16 protein-coding genes, 1 tRNA gene and 1 pseudogene are annotated in these 16,243 nt (G+C 73.1%); 14 read left to right on the forward strand and 4 right to left on the reverse strand.

Annotated elements, in window-relative coordinates; translation table 11 throughout:
• Positions 1–25: 25 nt before the first annotated feature.
• The 3 genes from Gocc_RS15200 to gcl are packed head-to-tail and all read left to right on the forward strand — an operon-like array spanning position 26 to position 3,496.
• Complete coding sequence (locus Gocc_RS15200; protein ID WP_245904969.1) at positions 26–808, forward strand: hydroxypyruvate isomerase family protein; 783 nt, start codon at positions 26–28, stop codon at positions 806–808.
• A complete protein-coding gene (locus Gocc_RS15205) occupies positions 805–1,707 on the forward strand; it encodes a 2-hydroxy-3-oxopropionate reductase (protein ID WP_114797427.1) in 903 nt (300 codons plus the stop codon). Before Gocc_RS15200 ends, Gocc_RS15205 begins: the two co-directional genes overlap by 4 nt.
• A gap of 1 nt (position 1,708) precedes the next feature.
• Positions 1,709–3,496 (forward strand): glyoxylate carboligase, encoded by a 1,788-nt coding sequence (gcl, locus tag Gocc_RS15210; protein WP_114797428.1) that lies wholly within the window; start codon positions 1,709–1,711, stop codon positions 3,494–3,496.
• Between the two features lie 17 nt (positions 3,497–3,513).
• Here the strand turns inward: gcl and Gocc_RS15215 are convergent, their stop codons facing one another.
• The gene (locus Gocc_RS15215; RefSeq protein ID WP_114797429.1) at positions 3,514–4,752 is read right to left on the reverse strand and encodes an allantoate amidohydrolase; all 1,239 of its coding nucleotides are present in this window, start codon (positions 4,750–4,752) and stop codon (positions 3,514–3,516) included.
• Between the two features lie 102 nt (positions 4,753–4,854).
• Here Gocc_RS15215 and ade point away from each other — a divergent pair, with 102 nt between their 5' ends.
• The 7 genes from ade to Gocc_RS15250 are packed head-to-tail and all read left to right on the forward strand — an operon-like array spanning position 4,855 to position 11,724.
• Complete coding sequence (gene ade / locus Gocc_RS15220) at positions 4,855–6,555, forward strand: adenine deaminase (RefSeq protein WP_114797430.1); 1,701 nt, start codon at positions 4,855–4,857, stop codon at positions 6,553–6,555.
• The gene (guaB, locus tag Gocc_RS15225) at positions 6,552–7,973 is read left to right on the forward strand and encodes an IMP dehydrogenase (RefSeq protein ID WP_114797431.1); all 1,422 of its coding nucleotides are present in this window, start codon (positions 6,552–6,554) and stop codon (positions 7,971–7,973) included. Before ade ends, guaB begins: the two co-directional genes overlap by 4 nt.
• 55 nt (positions 7,974–8,028) lie before the next feature.
• A complete protein-coding gene (locus Gocc_RS15230; protein WP_220150665.1) occupies positions 8,029–9,384 on the forward strand; it encodes an 8-oxoguanine deaminase in 1,356 nt (451 codons plus the stop codon).
• On the forward strand, positions 9,381–9,671 hold the full coding sequence (locus Gocc_RS15235) for a hydroxyisourate hydrolase (RefSeq protein WP_114797432.1): 291 nt from the start codon (positions 9,381–9,383) through the stop codon (positions 9,669–9,671). The genes Gocc_RS15230 and Gocc_RS15235 overlap by 4 nt, the downstream gene beginning before the upstream one ends.
• Positions 9,647–10,087, forward strand: coding sequence for a 2-oxo-4-hydroxy-4-carboxy-5-ureidoimidazoline decarboxylase (locus Gocc_RS15240; protein ID WP_114797433.1), 441 nt, complete (start codon positions 9,647–9,649; stop codon positions 10,085–10,087). The genes Gocc_RS15235 and Gocc_RS15240 overlap by 25 nt, the downstream gene beginning before the upstream one ends.
• Positions 10,084–11,304, forward strand: coding sequence for a urate hydroxylase PuuD (locus tag Gocc_RS15245; RefSeq protein ID WP_114797434.1), 1,221 nt, complete (start codon positions 10,084–10,086; stop codon positions 11,302–11,304). The genes Gocc_RS15240 and Gocc_RS15245 overlap by 4 nt, the downstream gene beginning before the upstream one ends.
• A gap of 9 nt (positions 11,305–11,313) precedes the next feature.
• A complete protein-coding gene (locus Gocc_RS15250) occupies positions 11,314–11,724 on the forward strand; it encodes a DUF3830 family protein (protein ID WP_114797435.1) in 411 nt (136 codons plus the stop codon).
• A gap of 1 nt (position 11,725) precedes the next feature.
• On the opposite strand, the gene Gocc_RS15255 is transcribed toward Gocc_RS15250, so the two are convergent.
• Both Gocc_RS15255 and Gocc_RS15260 read right to left on the reverse strand, forming a co-directional pair.
• Positions 11,726–12,898: a thiolase family protein gene (locus tag Gocc_RS15255; RefSeq protein WP_114797436.1), complete on the reverse strand. Its 1,173-nt coding sequence runs from the start codon at positions 12,896–12,898 to the stop codon at positions 11,726–11,728.
• A gap of 60 nt (positions 12,899–12,958) precedes the next feature.
• Positions 12,959–13,780 carry a menaquinone biosynthesis family protein gene (locus tag Gocc_RS15260; protein ID WP_220150666.1) on the reverse strand — a complete coding sequence of 274 codons (822 nt, stop codon included), beginning with the start codon at positions 13,778–13,780 and terminating at the stop codon, positions 12,959–12,961.
• A gap of 67 nt (positions 13,781–13,847) precedes the next feature.
• Between Gocc_RS15260 and Gocc_RS15265 the strand changes: the two genes are divergently transcribed.
• The 3 genes from Gocc_RS15265 (at position 13,848) to Gocc_RS15275 (ending at position 14,755) form a co-directional block, all read left to right on the forward strand.
• Complete coding sequence (locus Gocc_RS15265; protein ID WP_114797438.1) at positions 13,848–14,285, forward strand: metal-dependent transcriptional regulator; 438 nt, start codon at positions 13,848–13,850, stop codon at positions 14,283–14,285.
• 78 nt (positions 14,286–14,363) lie between these two features.
• Positions 14,364–14,606 carry a hypothetical protein gene (locus Gocc_RS15270; protein WP_114797439.1) on the forward strand — a complete coding sequence of 81 codons (243 nt, stop codon included), beginning with the start codon at positions 14,364–14,366 and terminating at the stop codon, positions 14,604–14,606.
• Between the two features lie 76 nt (positions 14,607–14,682).
• Positions 14,683–14,755 (forward strand) — tRNA-Arg (locus tag Gocc_RS15275).
• A 100-nt stretch (positions 14,756–14,855) separates the two neighbouring features.
• Here the strand turns inward: Gocc_RS15275 and ygfZ are convergent.
• Positions 14,856–15,050: pseudogene (gene ygfZ, locus Gocc_RS17180) on the reverse strand (CAF17-like 4Fe-4S cluster assembly/insertion protein YgfZ); the annotation flags it as partial.
• 504 nt (positions 15,051–15,554) lie between these two features.
• Here ygfZ and Gocc_RS15285 point away from each other — a divergent pair.
• Positions 15,555–16,166 (forward strand): sulfite oxidase-like oxidoreductase, encoded by a 612-nt coding sequence (locus Gocc_RS15285; protein ID WP_114797440.1) that lies wholly within the window; start codon positions 15,555–15,557, stop codon positions 16,164–16,166.
• Positions 16,167–16,243: the final 77 nt, after the last annotated feature.

The following is a 16,243-nucleotide window of genomic DNA, read 5'->3' on the forward strand; positions in this document are numbered from 1 at the left end:
TCTGCGCTTCTCGGCCAACATCTCGCTGCTCTTCGCCGACGCCCCGTTCCTCGACCGCTTCGCGCGGGCCGCCGCATGCGGGTTCGACGCGGTCGAGTTCTGGTGGCCCGCAAGCGACTCGCTCGCGGGCGTCGAGGACGCCGTCCGCGACGCCGGGGTCGAGGTCGCGCTGCTCAACTTCGACGCCGGCGACATGCCCGCGGGCGACCGCGGCCTCCTCAACGACCCCGCCCGTCGACAGGAGTTCCGCGACAACGTCCCCGTCGCTCTCGAGCTGGCACGGCGCATCGGCTGTACGCGGCTCAACGCCCTCGTCGGCGTCGAGGTGCCCGATCTCGGGCGCGCCGAGCAGCTCGAGCTCGCGCGCGAGAACGTCGCCTGGGCGGCCGACCAGGCCGCCGCGATCGGCGCCGACGTCCTGATCGAAGCGATCAACACGATCGAGAACGGGCCGTACCTGCTCTCGCGCACCGACGCCGCGGCGGACTTCGCGCGCTCGGTCGGGCGCGCGAACGTCCGGCTGCTCTACGACGTCTACCACATGCAGCGCATGGAAGGGAACCTCGCGGCGACCATCGCCGAGCACCTTCCCGACATCGCCCACATCCAGATCGCCGACTCGCCGGGTCGCGGCGAGCCGGGCACGGGTGAGATCGACTTCGGCTTCCTCCTCGCGAGGATCGAGGAGCTCGGCTACGACGGCTGGGTCGGCCTCGAGTACCGGCCGTCCCACGGCTCGACCGAGGAGAGCCTCGACTGGCTCCCGCTCGAGGGGCGCGGCGCGGCGCGAGCGGACGGCCGGCCGTGAGCGAGCGCATCGGCTTCGTCGGGCTCGGCGTGATGGGAAGACCGATGGCCATGAACCTGCTGCGGGCAGGGCGCACCGTCGTCGCCCACACGCGCGACGCGGTCGCGCTCGCCGAGGTCGGGGCCGCCGGCGCCGAGGTCGCGGGCGACCCGCGCGACGCGGCCGCGCGAAGCGACGTCGTCGTGACGATGCTGCCGAACGGCGAGATCGTGGAGGACGTCGTCGCGGGCCCCCGCGGCATCCTCGCCGGAACGCGCCCGGGGCAGCTCGTGATCGACATGAGCACGATCGACCCCGGCGTGTCGCGGCGGCTCGCGACGCTCGCCGCGAAGCGGGACGTGCGGATGCTCGACGCGCCCGTCTCGGGCGGCGACGTCGGCGCGCAGCAGGGCACCCTCTCGATCATGGTGGGCGGCGACGCCGCCGACGTCGAGCGGGCGCGGCCGATCTTCGAGATCCTCGGCAAGACGGTCGTCCACGTCGGGCCGCACGGCGCCGGCCAGGTCGTGAAGGCGTGCAACCAGGTCGTCGTCGGGATCACGTTCGCCGCCGTCGCCGAGGCGCTCGTGCTCGGGTCGAAGTCGGGCGTCGCGCCGGAGCTGATCCTCGACGTGCTCTCGGGCGGCCTCGCCGCGAACCGCGTCATGGAGGTGCGCAGGCGCAACTTCCTCGAGCACGACTTCACTCCCGGCTTCAGGGTCGACCTGCACCACAAGGACCTGGGCATCGCCCTTCGCGCCGGCGGCGCGGAGGGCGTGTCGATGCCGCTCACCGCGCTCGTGCAGCAGCAGCTCAACGCGCTGCGGGCAGGCGGTGGCGGCGACCTCGACCACTCCTCTCTGCTGACCGTGGTCGAGACCCTGTCGAGCCATCGCATCGGCCCGAAGGGCGGTGTCTGAGATGCCGCGGATGAACGCGATGGACGCCGTCGTCAGGGTGCTCGAGGACGAGGGCGTGCGATACGCCTTCGGCATCCCGGGCGCCGCGATCCTGCCCCTCTACCAGGCGCTGAGCACGTCGCAGCGGATCGAGCACATCGTCGTACGTCACGAGGAGGGCGGCACGCACGCCGCCGACGGCTGGGCGCGCATCACCGGCGAGCCGGGCATCTGCATCGGCACGTCGGGGCCCGCCGGCACGAACATGATCACGGGCCTGTACACGGCGCTCGCCGACTCGATCCCGATCATCTGCATCACGGGGCAGGCAGCGACGGGCGTGCTGCACAGGGAGTCGTTCCAGGCAGTCGACATCGTCGAGATCGCGCGGCCCGTGACCAAGTGGGCCGTGCAGGTGAGGGAGACGGCGCAGCTGCCCTGGGTGTTCCGGCAGGCGTTCCGCGTCGCGCGCCAGGGCCGGCCCGGCCCCGTGCTGATCGACCTCCCGATCGACGTCCAGCAGGGCCCCGAGATCGAGTACGACCCGCTCGTGGACGGCAGGCTGCCGTTCGACCGCCCGGCGCCGAACGGGGAGGCCGTCGCGGCGGCGGTCGCGATGCTGCTGTCGGCGGAGCGGCCGCTGATCCTCGCCGGCGGCGGCGTCGTGATCGCCGACGCGGCCGAGCAGCTGCGCGAGCTGGCCGAGTACGCGCAGGTGCCGGTGACGCCGACGCTGATGGGCAAGGGGGCGATCCCGGAGGATCACCCGCTGTACGCCGGCATGGTCGGGATCCAGACCACGCATCGCTTCGCGAACCAGCTCTTCCTGGAGAGCGACGTCGTGCTCGCGATCGGCGCGCGCTTCGGCGACCGGCACACCGGCGAGCTCCACACCTATCGCGGCGACCGGAAGTTCATCCACATCGACGTCGATCCGCTGCAGATCGGCCGCGTCTTCGCGCCCGACCTCGGCATCGTCGCGGACGCGAAGCTGGCGCTCGCGGCGCTCGCGCAGCGGGCACGGCGGGTGACGCCGCCGCGCGATGCGGGAGACTGGGTCGAGCGCGTCGGGCGGCTGCGCGCCACGATGACGCGCCGCACCGACTTCGACGACGTGCCGATCAAGCCGCCGCGCGTGTACCGGGAGCTGAACGCATTCTTCGGCCCGGACACGATCTTCGTGACGGCGATCGGGCTCTACCAGATCTGGAGCGGCCAGTTCCAGACGACGCAGCGGCCGCGCCACTACCTCTGCTGCGGCCAGGCGGGGCCGCTCGGCTGGGAGGTGCCCGCCTGCATCGGCGCGAAGCTCGCGCGCCCAGAGCAGACGGTCGTCGGCGTCGTCGGGGACTACAGCTTCCAGTTCCTGATGGAGGAGGTCGCGGTCGCGGTGCAGCACCGGCTGCCGTTCGTGCTCGTGATGGTCAACAACGCCTACCTGGGCCTGATCCGGCAGGCGCAGATCGCCTACGAGATGAACTTCGAGGTCGACATCGAGTACGAGGGTCGCGGCGGACACCCCGGCGTCGACCATGTCGCGGTGATGGAGGCGATGGGTGCGGTGGGCCGGCGGGTGACGCACCCCGGCGAGATCGCCGGCGCGCTCGCATGGGCCGTCGAGACGAGCGAGAGACGCAGGGTGCCGGCGCTCGTCGAGATCATGGTCGAGCGCGAGGCGAACGCCGCGATGGGACCTGCGCTCGACCGCATCCGTGAATGGGAGCCGCTCGACGACGAGCCCGTCTCGGCGGGCGGGTCACGCGGCGGGCAGATCGCTTCTCCGCCCCACGCGCTCGCATCTTCCACCTGACGCGCGTCGGTGCCCGCTCAGCCTGGACGCGCGGCGACCCGATGAAGGAAGCGGTCGAGCACCTCGATCGCGACGGCGACGTCCGCTTCCGTCACCTCCTCCGCCGGGCTGTGGCTGACGCCGCCGGCACAGCGGACGAAGAGCATGCAGGCGGGCGTGACCGCGGCCATCACCGCCGCGTCGTGGCCGGCGCCGCTGACGAGCCTGCGCACCGGCAGCCCGCCGCTCTCGATCGCCGTCTCGAGCAGCGTCGTGAGGGGCTGCGAGGTGGGGACGGCGCCGGTCTCCTGGAGCACGTCCCAGCCGAGCTCGAGGCCGCGCGCGGCGGCGATGCCCGCCGCGGATGCGCGGATCGAGGCGACGGCCGCGACGCGCGCCTCGTCGCTCGCGTGGCGCACGTCGAGGCTGAGCAGCGCCCGTCCGGGGACGACGTTGCCGGCGCCGGGAAGGACGGCCAGCTCGCCGACGGTGGCGACGAGGCCGCCCGTCTCCCGTCCGACACGCTCGACCTCGAGCACGAGCGCCGCCGCACCGGCGAGCGCGTCGTGCCGCAGCCCCATCGGGACGGTGCCGGCGTGCCCGGCCTCGCCGTCGAGGGTGACGCGGGCGCGCGTCTGGCCGGCGATCGCCGTCACCACCCCGACGGGGAGGCCCTCGGCCTCGAGCACCGGGCCCTGCTCCATGTGCACCTCGCAGTAGCCGAGCAGGCTCCCGGCCGCACGGGCGCAGCCGGCGATGCCGTCGGGGTCGCCCCCGGCCGCGCGGATCGCGTCGGCCATCGAGATGCCGTCCTCGTCGAGGAGCCCGAGGTAGGCGGGGTCGAAGCTGCCGGCGAGCGCCTTGCTGCCGAGGTAGGCGGTGCCGTAGCGGACGCCCTCCTCGTCGGCGAAGCCGGCGACCTCGATCGCGAACGGCAGCCGCTCGCCGCGTGCGGCCAGGCGCTCGACGGCGGCGACGCCCAGGACAACCCCCAGCATGCCGTCGAAGCGGCCGGCGTCCCGGACCGTGTCGAGGTGCGAGCCGATCAGGAGCGCCGCAGCGCCCGGCGCGGATCCCTCGTAGCGGCCGACGACGTTCCCGATCGCGTCGAGCCGGGCGGCCATGCCGGCGGCCTCCATCCACCCCGCGACCGCCTCCGCGGCCTCGCGCAGAGCGGGCGTCGCGAAGCGCCGCGTCAACCTGTCCGGCTCCTCGCTGATCGCGGCCAGGGTGTCGATACGCTCGCTCACGCGCCGCGCCCGAGCGCTCGCTTCCATCTCCCTCCTCGTCGAACGACAGCCGCCGCGCCATGTAAGCCGTCGCGTGCCGGCTTGTCAACCGCCGCGCACGACGGCCGCGGCGCCGATATCGTCAGCGCGATGTCGCACCTGGCCCGGAGGCTGGCGGTAGCCCGCGGCGACGCGCCCGCGGATCTCGTCGTCCGCGGCGGCCGCGTCTTCTCCGTCTTCACACGCGAGTGGCTCGACGTCGACATCGCCGTCGTCGACGGCGTCGTCGCCGGGCTCGGCGCCTACGAAGGGGACGAGACCCTGGACGCGGACGGCCGCTTCGTCGTGCCCGGGTTCGTCGACGCCCACATGCACCTCGAGTCGGTGAAGCTGCTCGTCGACGAGTTCGCGCGCCTCGTGCTCCCGTTCGGCACGACCGCGGTCGTCGCCGACCCGCACGAGATCGCAAACGTGCTCGGGGTCGACGGAGTGCACTGGCTGCTCGACGCGTCGTCGGGGCTGCAGCTCGAGGTGTTCTTCATGGCGCCGTCGTGCGTGCCGGCGTCTCCGTTCGAGTCGCCGCGGCGGCCGCTCGGCCCCGGCGACCTCGAGGCGCTGATGCGGCGTCGGCGCGTGCTCGGGCTCGCGGAGATGATGAACTTCCCCGGTGTCGTCGGCGGGTCGGCCGCGGAGCTCTCGAAGCTCGCGCTCGAGGGCGCCGCCCACGTCGACGGGCACGCGCCCGGACTGCGCGGCAAGGAGCTGCAGGCCTACGCGGCGGCCGGCATCGCCTCGGATCACGAGGCGCTCACCGTCGAGGAAGGGCGCGAGCGCCTGCGCGCCGGCATGTGGCTGCTGATCCGGGAGGCGTCGATGGCACGCAACCTGCGGGCGCTGCTGCCGCTCGTGCTCGAGTACGGGCCGGGCCGCATCGCGTTCTGCACCGACGACCGCGACCCCGAGGACATCGCCGACGGCGGGCACATCAACGGCATGGTGCGCGACGCGGTCGCCCAGGGAGTGACGCCGGAGGACGCGCTGCTGATGGCGTCTCTCCACCCGGCGCAATGGCACGGGCTCGGCCATCTCGGCGCGATCGCGCCCGGCTACCAGGCCGACCTGCTCCTCCTGCCCGACCTCGAGCGCTTCGTGCCCGACATCGTGCTCAAGCGCGGACGGCCGCTCCGGGACGCCGTCTCCGCGCCCGTCCCGGATTGGGTACGGCAGACCGTCCGCATCCGGCCCGTCACCGCCGCCGACTTCGCGATCCCGTGGGCGGGCGGCGCGGCGCGCACGATCGGGCTGATCGAGGATCAGGTCGTGACGGAGTCGCTCGCGCGCGAGCCCGCGCTGCGGGACGGGCACGCGGTCGCCGACGCCGGCCGCGACCTCGCCAAGATCGCGGTCGTCGAGCGCCATCTCGCGTCCGGCAGGATCGGGCTCGGCTTCGTCGCCGGCTCCGGCCTGCAGCGCGGCGCCCTCGCCTCGACCGTCGCCCACGACGCCCACAACCTCGTCGTCGTCGGGATGAGCGACGAGGAGATGGCGTTCGCGGTCGAGCACCTGGCGCGGATCGGCGGGGGCGTCGTCGCCGTCGCGGACGGGAGGGTGGTCGCCGACTGCCCGCTTCCCGTCGCGGGGCTGCTCTCCGACGCGCCGCTCGCCGAGGTGATCGCAGAGAGCCGCGCCTGCAACCAGGCTGCCGCGGAGCTCGGGTGGTCGGGGGCGACGCCGTTCCTGACGCTCGCGTTCCTCGCGCTCTCCGTGATTCCGGCCCTGAAGATCACCGACCGGGGACTCGTCGACGTCGACCGCTTCGCGCTCGTCCCGCTCGACGCGACGCGCTCATGAGCGAGATCGCCCTCGGCCTCACCTACGACGACGTGCTGCTCGTGCCGCGCCGGTCGCGCGTGCGCTCGCGCCGGGACGTCTGCACGCGCTCGCGCTTCACGTCGGCGATCGAGCTCGAGGTGCCGATCGTGTCCGCCAACATGGATACGGTCACGACCGCGTCGATGGCGGTGGCGATGGCGCAGCTCGGCGGCATCGGGGTCGTCCACCGCTTCCTCTCGATCGACGAGGAGGTGAACGAGGTGCGTCGCGTCAAGCGCTACCTCACCCACGTCGTCGCCGAGCCGTACGGGGTGGCGCCGCAGCTCACGCTGGCGCAGGCGCGCGCCGAGGCCGCCCGCCTCGACGTCACCGGGTTCCTCGTCGTCGATCCCGGGCAACGGCTGCTCGGCCTCCTCACCGCTCGTGACATGCTCGCCGGCGACGACGGCGACCGCGTCGAGACGCTGATGACGCCGTTCGAACGGCTCGTCACGGCCGCGCCCGGCATCGGTCTCGACGAGGCGCGGCGCGTGCTGACCGCGAGCCGGATCGAGAAGCTCCCGCTCGTCGACGCGCAGGGGCGCGTGCGCGGGCTGATCACGCTCCGCGATCTCGCGGCAGCCGAGCGCTACCCGCTCGCGACGCGCGACGGCCTCGGGCGCCTGCGGGTGGCGGCGGCGGTCGGCATTCGCGGCGACTACCTCGAGCGCGCCGAGGCGCTCGTCGCCGCCGAGGCCGACGCGCTCGTGCTCGACATCGCGCACGGGCACGCCGACGGGGCGATCGAGGCGGTGGCGGAGCTGAAGCGCAGGTGGCCGGAGATGGAGGTCGTGGCGGGCAACGTCGCGACCGGCGACGGTGTGCGAGATCTCGCCGGCGCAGGCGCCGACGCCGTCAAGGTCGGGATCGGCCCCGGCTTCGCGTGCACGACGCGGCTCGTCGCCGGCGTCGGCGTGCCGCAGTTCTCGGCCGTGCTCGACTGCGCGGCCGCGGCGCGCGAGGTCGGGGTGCCCTTGATCGCCGACGGCGGCATCCGGCGCGCCGGGCACGTGGCGACGGCGGTGGGGGCGGGCGCGAGCACGGTGATGGTGGGGAGCCTGTTCGCGGGGCGCGACGAGAGCCCGGGGGACGTGGTGCGCCGCCGGGGGCAGCAGTTCAAGGTGTACCGCGGCATGGCCTCGCGGTCGGCGGCGGCCGCGCGGCTCGCGCTCGAAGGGCGCGGCGACTCGCTCGACCAGTACGTCGCCGAGGGCGAGGAGATGGAGTTCCCGCTCCGCGGCCCCGTGGCGGCGATCGTCGACGAGCTCGTGGGCGGCCTGCGCAGCGGCATGAGCTACGTCGACGCCGCCTCAATCGACGAGTTCTGGGAGAAGGCGCGGTTCGTCCGCCAGACGGAGGCGGGCGCGCGCGAATCCCACCCCGGCTCCCCGGACTGATTCCGCACCGCGGAACGGCATTGTTGACTCGTGGAGCGGAGCCGGGGTTGAATCCGTGGCAGTGACCCCGGCAAGCGACACCGTGCTGTACGCGAACGGCGTCGTCGTGACGATGGACGACGACTCCAGCGAACACGCCCCGGGGTGGGTCATGACCGACGGCGCGACGATCGCCGCCGTCGGCGCTGGACCCGAGCCGGACGCGGCGACGCGCGTCGACCTGCACGGCGCCGTCGTCACGCCGGGTCTCGTCAACACCCACCATCACCTCTACCAGACGCTGACGCGCACGCGGGCCCAGCAGGCCGACCTGTTCACGTGGCTGCGCGAGCTCTACCCGGTGTGGTCGCGGATCGACGCCGAGGCGGAGTACGCGGCGGCGCGCGCCGGCCTCGCCGAGCTCGCGCTCTCCGGCTGCACGACGGTGTTCGACCACCACTACGTCTTCCCGCGCGGCCGCGGCGGGCTCATCGAGGCGGAGGTGCAGGCCGCGCGCGAGCTCGGGGTGCGCATCGTCGCCTCGCGCGGCTCGATGGACCTGGGCGTCTCCGACGGCGGCCTGCCGCCCGACGAGCTCGTCGAGGACCTCGACGCCGTGCTCGCCGAGACGGAGCGCCTCGCCGCCGCCCTGCACGAGCCGGGAGCGGGGGCGCACGTCCAGATCGCGGTCGCCCCCTGCTCGCCGTTCTCGGTCACGGGCCGGCTGATGGAGGAGTCGGCTGCGCTCGCCAGGCGGCTCGGGCTGCCGCTCCACACGCACCTGGCCGAGACGCTGGAGGAGGAGGCGTACTGCGTCGAGCTGTACGGCTGCCGCCCCGTGGAGTACCTCGAGCGGCTCGGCTGGCTGGCCGGCGACGTCTGGTGCGCGCACTGCGTCCACCTGTCCGCGCGCGACATCGAGCAGTTCGCGCGCACCGGCACCGGTGTCGCCCACTGCCCGACGTCGAACCTGCGGCTGGGCGCGGGCGTGGCGCCGGTGCGGGAGATGCTCGACGCCGGCGTGCGCGTCGGTCTCGGCGTCGACGGCTCCGCTTCGAACGAGCGTGGCGACCTGTTCCTCGAGGTGAAGCAGGCGCTGCTCGTCGCGCGCGGGCGAGGCGGCGGCGGCGCGATGACGGCGCGTGACGCGATCCGGCTCGGCACGCGGGGCGGCGCGGCCGTGCTCGGCCGCGACGACATCGGCTCGCTCGAGCCCGGCAGGTGCGCCGACTTCGCCGTCTGGCGCAGCGACGGCCTCGAGCTCGGCGGCGCCGACGACCCGGTGGCGGGGATCGTCTTCGCCGGCCCGCAGCGCGTCGACCGGCTCGTCGTCGGAGGCCGGGAGATCGTCCGCGACGGTGCGCTCGTCCACGCCGACGAGGCGGAGATCGCGCAGGCACATCGTTTCCAGGCGCGAAGATTCGCCCGGTGAGCGCCTCCCTCTCCACGCACGTGCTCGACACCGCGGCCGGGGCCCCGGCCGCCGGCGTCACGGTCGAGCTGCTGCGCGGAGGCGATCCCGTCGCGCACGCGCGCACCGACGCAGACGGCCGCGCCCGTCTCGCCGAGAGCCTCGAGCCCGGCCTCTACCGCCTCGTCTTCCATCCTCCCTCCACGTTCTTCCACCGCGTCGAGCTCGAGATCGAGCTCGTGGACGGCCACTACCACGTCCCGCTCCTCGTCTCCCCCTTCTCGTGCGCGAGCTACCGCGGCAGCTGAGCGTCGACGAGCTCGCCGGGCTCTTCGAGGGGCGGACGCGGTTCCTCGAGCGCCTTTCCAGGCGGGAGGACCCGCTCGGAACGGCGCTCGACGTGATCGAGCAGCTCTCGCTCGAGGAGAAGAGGGAGGTGCTCGACGCGCACCCCGCCATCGGGCAGCGCGCTGGGCTGTCGGCGCGCTCGGCGGCCGAGCAGGGCACGGATGACGACCCGGCCGTGCTCGCGGAGCTCGCCCGCCTCAACGCCGACTACGAGTCCCGCCACGGCTTCCGCTTCGTCGTCTTCGTCAACCGCCGGCCGAAGGCCGAGATCCTCGAGGTGCTGAAGGCTCGCATCGGCAACCCCACCGACGTCGAGCTCGAGACGGCGCTCGCCGAGCTCGTCGCGATCGCCGTCGACCGCTGGAGGCGCGGATGAGCACCCTGGCGACGTTCCTCGACCCGTACCTGACCGACTGGCTCAACCTGCTGCTCCGCTGGCTGCACGTGATCGCGGCGATGGCATGGATCGGGGCCTCCTTCTACTTCGTGCTGCTCGACCAGTCGCTCGAGGCGCCGAAGACGATCGACGACATCCGCGACGGCGTCGGCGGCGAGCTGTGGGAGGTGCACGGCGGCGGCTTCTACCACGTCAAGAAGTACAGGGTCGCGCCGCCGCTGCTGCCCGAGCATCTCGCCTGGTTCAAGTGGGAGGCGTACACGACGTGGCTGTCGGGGTTCGGCCTCATGGTCGTCCTCTACTACTTCAACGCGAGCGCGTACCTGATCGACCCGCAGGTGGCCGACCTCAGCTCGTGGCAGGCGGTCGGCATCAGCGTCGGGCTGCTCGCCGCCGCCTGGGTCGTCTACGACGTGCTCTGCCGCGGGCTGGTCGGCAGCGACGTCGTGGTCTGGCTGCTGATCGTCGCCTTCACGGCCGCCGCCGCGTGGGGCTCCACGCAGCTGTTCCAGCCGCGGGCGGCGTTCCTCCAGGTGGGCGCGATGCTCGGGACGATCATGGCCGGCAACGTGTTCTTCAACATCATTCCGGCGCACTGGGAGCTGATCCGCGCCAAGCGAGCCGGCCGCGACCCCGACCCGACGCCGGGAATCGTGGCCAAGCAGCGCTCCGTGCACAACAACTACTTCACGCTGCCGGTGCTGTTCACGATGATCGCCGGGCACGTCTCGTTCACCTACGGTGCCCGCCACGCCTGGCTCGTGCTGCTCGTGATCATGTTCCTCGGCGCGTGGGCACGTCTGTTCTTCAACCTGCGCCACCAGGGGCGCACGATCTGGACGATGCCCGCGATCGGCGCCGTGATCGTCCTCGCGCTCGCGCTCGCGCTACGGCCCGGCGGCGGCGGCGGCGAGGGCGCGACGGCCGCCGCCGCGGTGACGTTCGCGCAGGTGCAGCCCGTGATCCAGCAGCGCTGCGCCGGCTGCCACTCCCTCGCCCCGACGCAGCCGGGTTTCGCGAGCCCGCCCGCGGGTCTCGTGCTGACGACGCCGGCGCAGATCGCCGCGCGCGCCGCCGACATCCGGCGGCTCGTCGCCTCGAAGGCGATGCCGCTCGGGAACGTCACCGGCATGACGAGCGACGAGCGCGCCCTCGTCATCGGCTGGGTCGAGCAGGGCGCGCCGACGGGAGGGTAGGGTCGCGGCATGATCGAGATCACGGCAGGGGGCTTCTCGTTCGTCGCGCGCCTCGAGGAGGAGGCCGCGCCGCAGACGGTGGCGGCGTTCCGGCGGCTGCTGCCGCTCGAGTCGCGCATCATCCACGTGCGCTGGAGCGGCGAGGCGGGCTGGATCCCGTTCGGCGACCTCGACCTCGGCCTCGGCCCCGAGAACGCGACGTGCTACCCGCACCCGGGCGAGATCGTGCTCTACCCGGGCGGCGTCTCCGAGACGGAGATCCTGCTCGCCTACGGCTACGTCAACTTCGCCTCGAAGGCCGGCCAGCTCGCGGGCAACCACTTCGCGACGATCGTCGAGGGAAACGAAAGCCTCTACACGCTCGGGCGCAAGTTCCTCTGGGAGGGCGCCCAGGAGATCGTCTTCCGCGAGGCTCCCTGAGTCAGGGGCGCTCGAACAGCGCCGCCTGTCCCTGCCCGACGCCGACGCAGAGCGTCGCGAGCCCGTAGCGCCCGCCCCGTCTCGCGAGCTCGTGCAGCAGCGACACGACGAGGCGCGCGCCGCTCATCCCCAGCGGGTGCCCGAGCGCGATCGCGCCGCCGTTCACGTTCACCTTCTCCTCGTCGAGACCCAGCTCGCGGATGACGGCAAGGCTCTGGGAGGCGAAGGCCTCGTTCAGCTCGACGAGGTCGAGATCGTCGAGCGCGAGCCCGGCGCGCTCGAGCAGCCGTCGCACCGCCGGGACGGGGCCGATGCCCATGACGCGCGGGTCGACGCCGGCGACGGCCGAGCCGCGGAAGACCCCGAGCGGCTCGACGCCGAGCTCCACCGCCTTCCTCTCGCTCGCGATCACGAGCGCGGCGGCGCCGTCGCTGATGCCGCTCGCGTTGCCGGCCGTCACGGTTCCACCTTCGCGGAAGGCCGGTTGCAGCGCGGCGAGCCGCGCGGCGCTCGTCTCGGGCCGCGGATGCTCGTCGCGGACGACGTCGCCGACGGCGACGATCTCCTCGTCGAAGCGTCCCGCTTCGCGCGCGGCGGCCCAGCGCTGCTGCGAGCGGAGCGCGAACGCGTCCTGCTCGGCACGTGTGATGCCCCAGCGCTCGGCGACGTTCTCGCCCGTCTCCCCCATCGACTCGAGCGGGAAGCGCTGCGCCAGGCGGGGGTTGGGGAAGCGCCAGCCGAGCGTGGTGTCCCACAGCGTGCGGTCGCCGCGCGGGAAGGCCGTGTCGGGCTTGGCCGTCACGAGCGGGGCGCGGCTCATCGATTCCACGCCGCCCGCGACGAGCAGATCGCCGTCTCCCGCGACGATCGTGTGGCAGGACGACACGACGGCGGCGAGCCCGGAGGCGCACAGCCGGTTGACGGTCAGGCCGGCGACGGAGTCGGGCAGTCCGGCGAGCAGGGCCGCCATGCGCGCGACGTTGCGGTTGTCCTCGCCCGCCTGGTTGGCACAGCCGAAGTGGACGTCCTCGATCTGGGCCGGGTCGACTCCCGCCCGCTCGACGGCGGCCGCTATCGCGACGGCGGCGAGGTCGTCGGGCCGGACGCCGGAGAGCACACCGGCGTAGCGGCCGATCGGCGTCCTCACCGCGGCGAGGACGACCGCGCGCCTCATCTACGGGACCTGCCGGAAGCCATCGGCGCGAACCGTAGCGACGACACGGCGGGGGCGCGGCTACGCGACGAAGTCGATCGAGACGGGGCGGGGGAACGCCCCGATCGCCTCGCCCCGCCGCAGCAGCTCGGACACGGCCATGCGGCCCTCGTCGCCGTAGTCCTCGGTGAGGTCGTTCACGTACATCTCGATGAAGCGGTCGGCGACCGCCTCGTCGATGCCGCGGCCGAACCGGAGCGCGTACTCGAGGGCCTCGTCGCGGTGCTCGAGACCGCACCTGATCGCCTCGCCCAGCACGGCGGAGAGATCCGGGAGCCGCTCGACGTCCCGCCGTGCCACGTTGACCCCGAGCGGCAGCGGCAGCCCGGTCTCGAGCAGCCACCACTCTCCCAGGTCGAGCACCTTGTGCAGGCCGAGGTCGGAGAACGTGAGCTGGCCCTCGTGGATGAGCAGGCCGTAGTCGGCACGCCCGGAGGCGACCTCGTCGGGGATCTGCTCGAACGGCAGCTCGCGGTGGGGCACGTCGCCGAGGACGAGCCGCAGCGTCAGGAACGCCGTCGTCATGACGCCGGGGACGACGATCTCCTTGCCGCGCAGGTCGTCCACCGAGGCGGGCTCGCGCGCGACGACGATCGGGCCGTAGCCCGTGCCGATGCTCGCGCCGTGCGGGAGCAGCGCGTAGTCGTCCTGCACGAACGGGTACGCGGCGAGGGAGATCGCCGTCACCTCGAGCCTGCCGGCGCGCGCCCACTGGTTGAGCGTCTGGATGTCGGCGAGCACCTGCTGGAAGACGAAGCCCCGCGTGGCGACGAGGTCGGTCGTGAGCGCCCAGTACATGAACGCATCGTCGGGATCGGGGCTATGGCCGACTCGAATCTCCACGGCGCGCCGACGGTAGCAGGGCGCCCCGTGCGCGGGCGGCACCATGCGACCGCCGTACACTCCGGCGATGGCGCGCGCGACGCTCTCCGACGCGATTCAGGACTACCTGCGCGAGATCTACAAGCTCTCCGGCACGGCCGAGCGCGTGTCGACGACGGCGCTCGCCCGCGGCATGGGCGTCTCCGCCGCGTCGGCGAGCGCGATGGTGAAGAAGCTCGCCGTGCTCGGGCTCGTCGAGCACGCGCCCTACCGGGGCGTGACGCTGACCGGCGACGGCGAGCGCGTCGCGCTCGAGGTGACGCGCCACCACCGGCTGCTCGAGCTGTACCTCGCGCAGACGCTGGGCATCGCGGTGGACGAGGTGCACGCGGAGGCCGACCGCCTCGAGCACGTGCTCTCCGACGAGCTCGAGGCACGCATCGACGAGGCGCTCGGCTTCCCGACCCACGACCCGCACGGCGACCCGATCCCCGACGCCAATCTCGAGTGGCCGGACGGTTCGTAGGGCGCGACGGAGCGCGCGGGATGCCGGGGCGAGAACGGGATGGCCGCAGGCACGCGGGTTCGCGATACAATCGCTGCCATGGCTCTCAAGGACCTGTTCTCGTTCCTCTTCGCGCGGTCGACGCAGGAGGAACGGGTCGCGCAGTACGTCATCCGCGAGCACGACCGCGGCCGCACGCTGAACGAGATCCTCGAGGACAAGTACGTCGTCAACCGCCTCCAGTCGCCGCAGCAGCGCTCCCGCCTGCTCGACCGGCCCGAGATCCTGCAGGCCGTGGGCGGCGACATGGTCGAGGCCGCGAAGGCCTCCATCGGCTCGTAGCGCAGAAGCGCTCTCGACGCCGGCGCGCCTCCCTCGCCGGGCGAGGGCGGAATCGCCGCTAGACTAGGCCGTCCCCGCGCCCGTAGCTCAGGGGATAGAGCGCTGCCCTGCGGAGGCAGAGGTCGCAAGTTCGAATCTTGCCGGGCGCACTGCACGGTGCCCGAGACGCAGGTGAGCGTCTGCGGGCACCTCGCGGCGGACGTACGCGAGCGCGAGCACGCGGTCGCCGTCCGCGACCGCGCTCGTGACCCGGCCGACGACCCTGTCGTCGAACGTGAGCGGCGCGTCGTAGGCCGGTAGCTCGGCGCCCTCGATCTCGAGCACGCGCAGCCCCCGGTTCGGGTGGCCGCGATAGTGGAGCCGCGCGACCGGCTCCTGGCCCGGATAGCAGCCCTTCGAGAAGCTGATCGCGCGCTCCTCGAGGCCCGCCTCGGCGGGCAGCACGCGCTCGTCGAGCTCGCGGCCGAAGCGTGGCGAGGCGGCCAGGATGCGCAGCCGCTCGAGCTCGTCGGCGGAGATGCTCTCGGCGCCGTCCGGCGGGTCGGCGTCGAGCAGCTCGCGGGCGGGAACGCCGTAGTCGTGGTTCGGCACGCCGCCCTCGACCTCCCCGAGGACGAGCGTCGAGACATGCTCCTCCGGCTCGATCGTGCACTTCGAGGCGAAGCGGAAGCGCGCAAGCTCGGCGCGCAGTCGCTCGCCGAGCTCCGGCTCGGTCAGCAGCAGGAAGTCGTCCTGCCCGCGGCGCAGCACTATCAGCGGCGCGACGAGTCGGGCCTTCGCCGTGAGCAGCAGCGCCTCGCACGCCTCGCCGGGAGCGAGCGCCTCGACGTCGTTGGACACCATGCGCTGCAGGTAGGAGGCGGCATCCGGTCCGGCGACGGCGACGAACGCCCGCGGCCGCGGGGCCGACCGTAACGCGTGAGCGGTCACGCGAACTAGTGTAGGTGCATGTTCAGGAGCAAGGCCGAGAAGAAGGTGCTGGAGGCGGGCTACGAGCCGTCGCGGCTGCCGCCCGGGCAGTACCTGACCGACAAGTGGCCGGTGCTGCACGCGGGCTCCGTCGCCACCTACCCCGCCGACCTCGCCGGCTGGGACTTCAGGGTGTGGGGAGAGGTCGAGTCGCCGATCGCGCTCACGTGGGCGCAGCTGAACGAGCTGCCGACGGTCGAGGTGACGCAGGACATCCACTGCGTCACGCGCTGGAGCCGCTTCGACGTGACGTTCGCCGGCGTGCCGTGGTCGGCGATCCGCGAGCTCGTCGGCCAGAGGCCGAGCGCGCGCTTCGCGATCGCCCACGCGGAGGCCGGCTTCACCGCGAATGTCCCGGCGGAGGCCCTCGAGCAGGAGGGCGCGCTGCTCGCGACCCATGCCGACGGGGAGCCGCTGACGGCGGAGCACGGCCGGCCGCTGCGCCTCGTCGTTCCGGGCAGGTACTTCTGGAAGAGCGCCAAGTGGCTGCGCGGCATCGAGCTGCGCGGCGACGACCAGCCCGGCTTCTGGGAGCGTCTCGGCTACCACAACGACGCCGACCCGTTCGCCGAGCAGCGCTACGCCTTCTGAGGATCCCTCGAACGAGGGACGAAGGAATCCGTCCCGGCGCCGATCACTAGGGCATCCCACCCCACCCCCAGCTTCAC

The organism is Gaiella occulta, from assembly GCF_003351045.1.
Lineage (GTDB): Bacteria > Actinomycetota > Thermoleophilia > Gaiellales > Gaiellaceae > Gaiella > Gaiella occulta.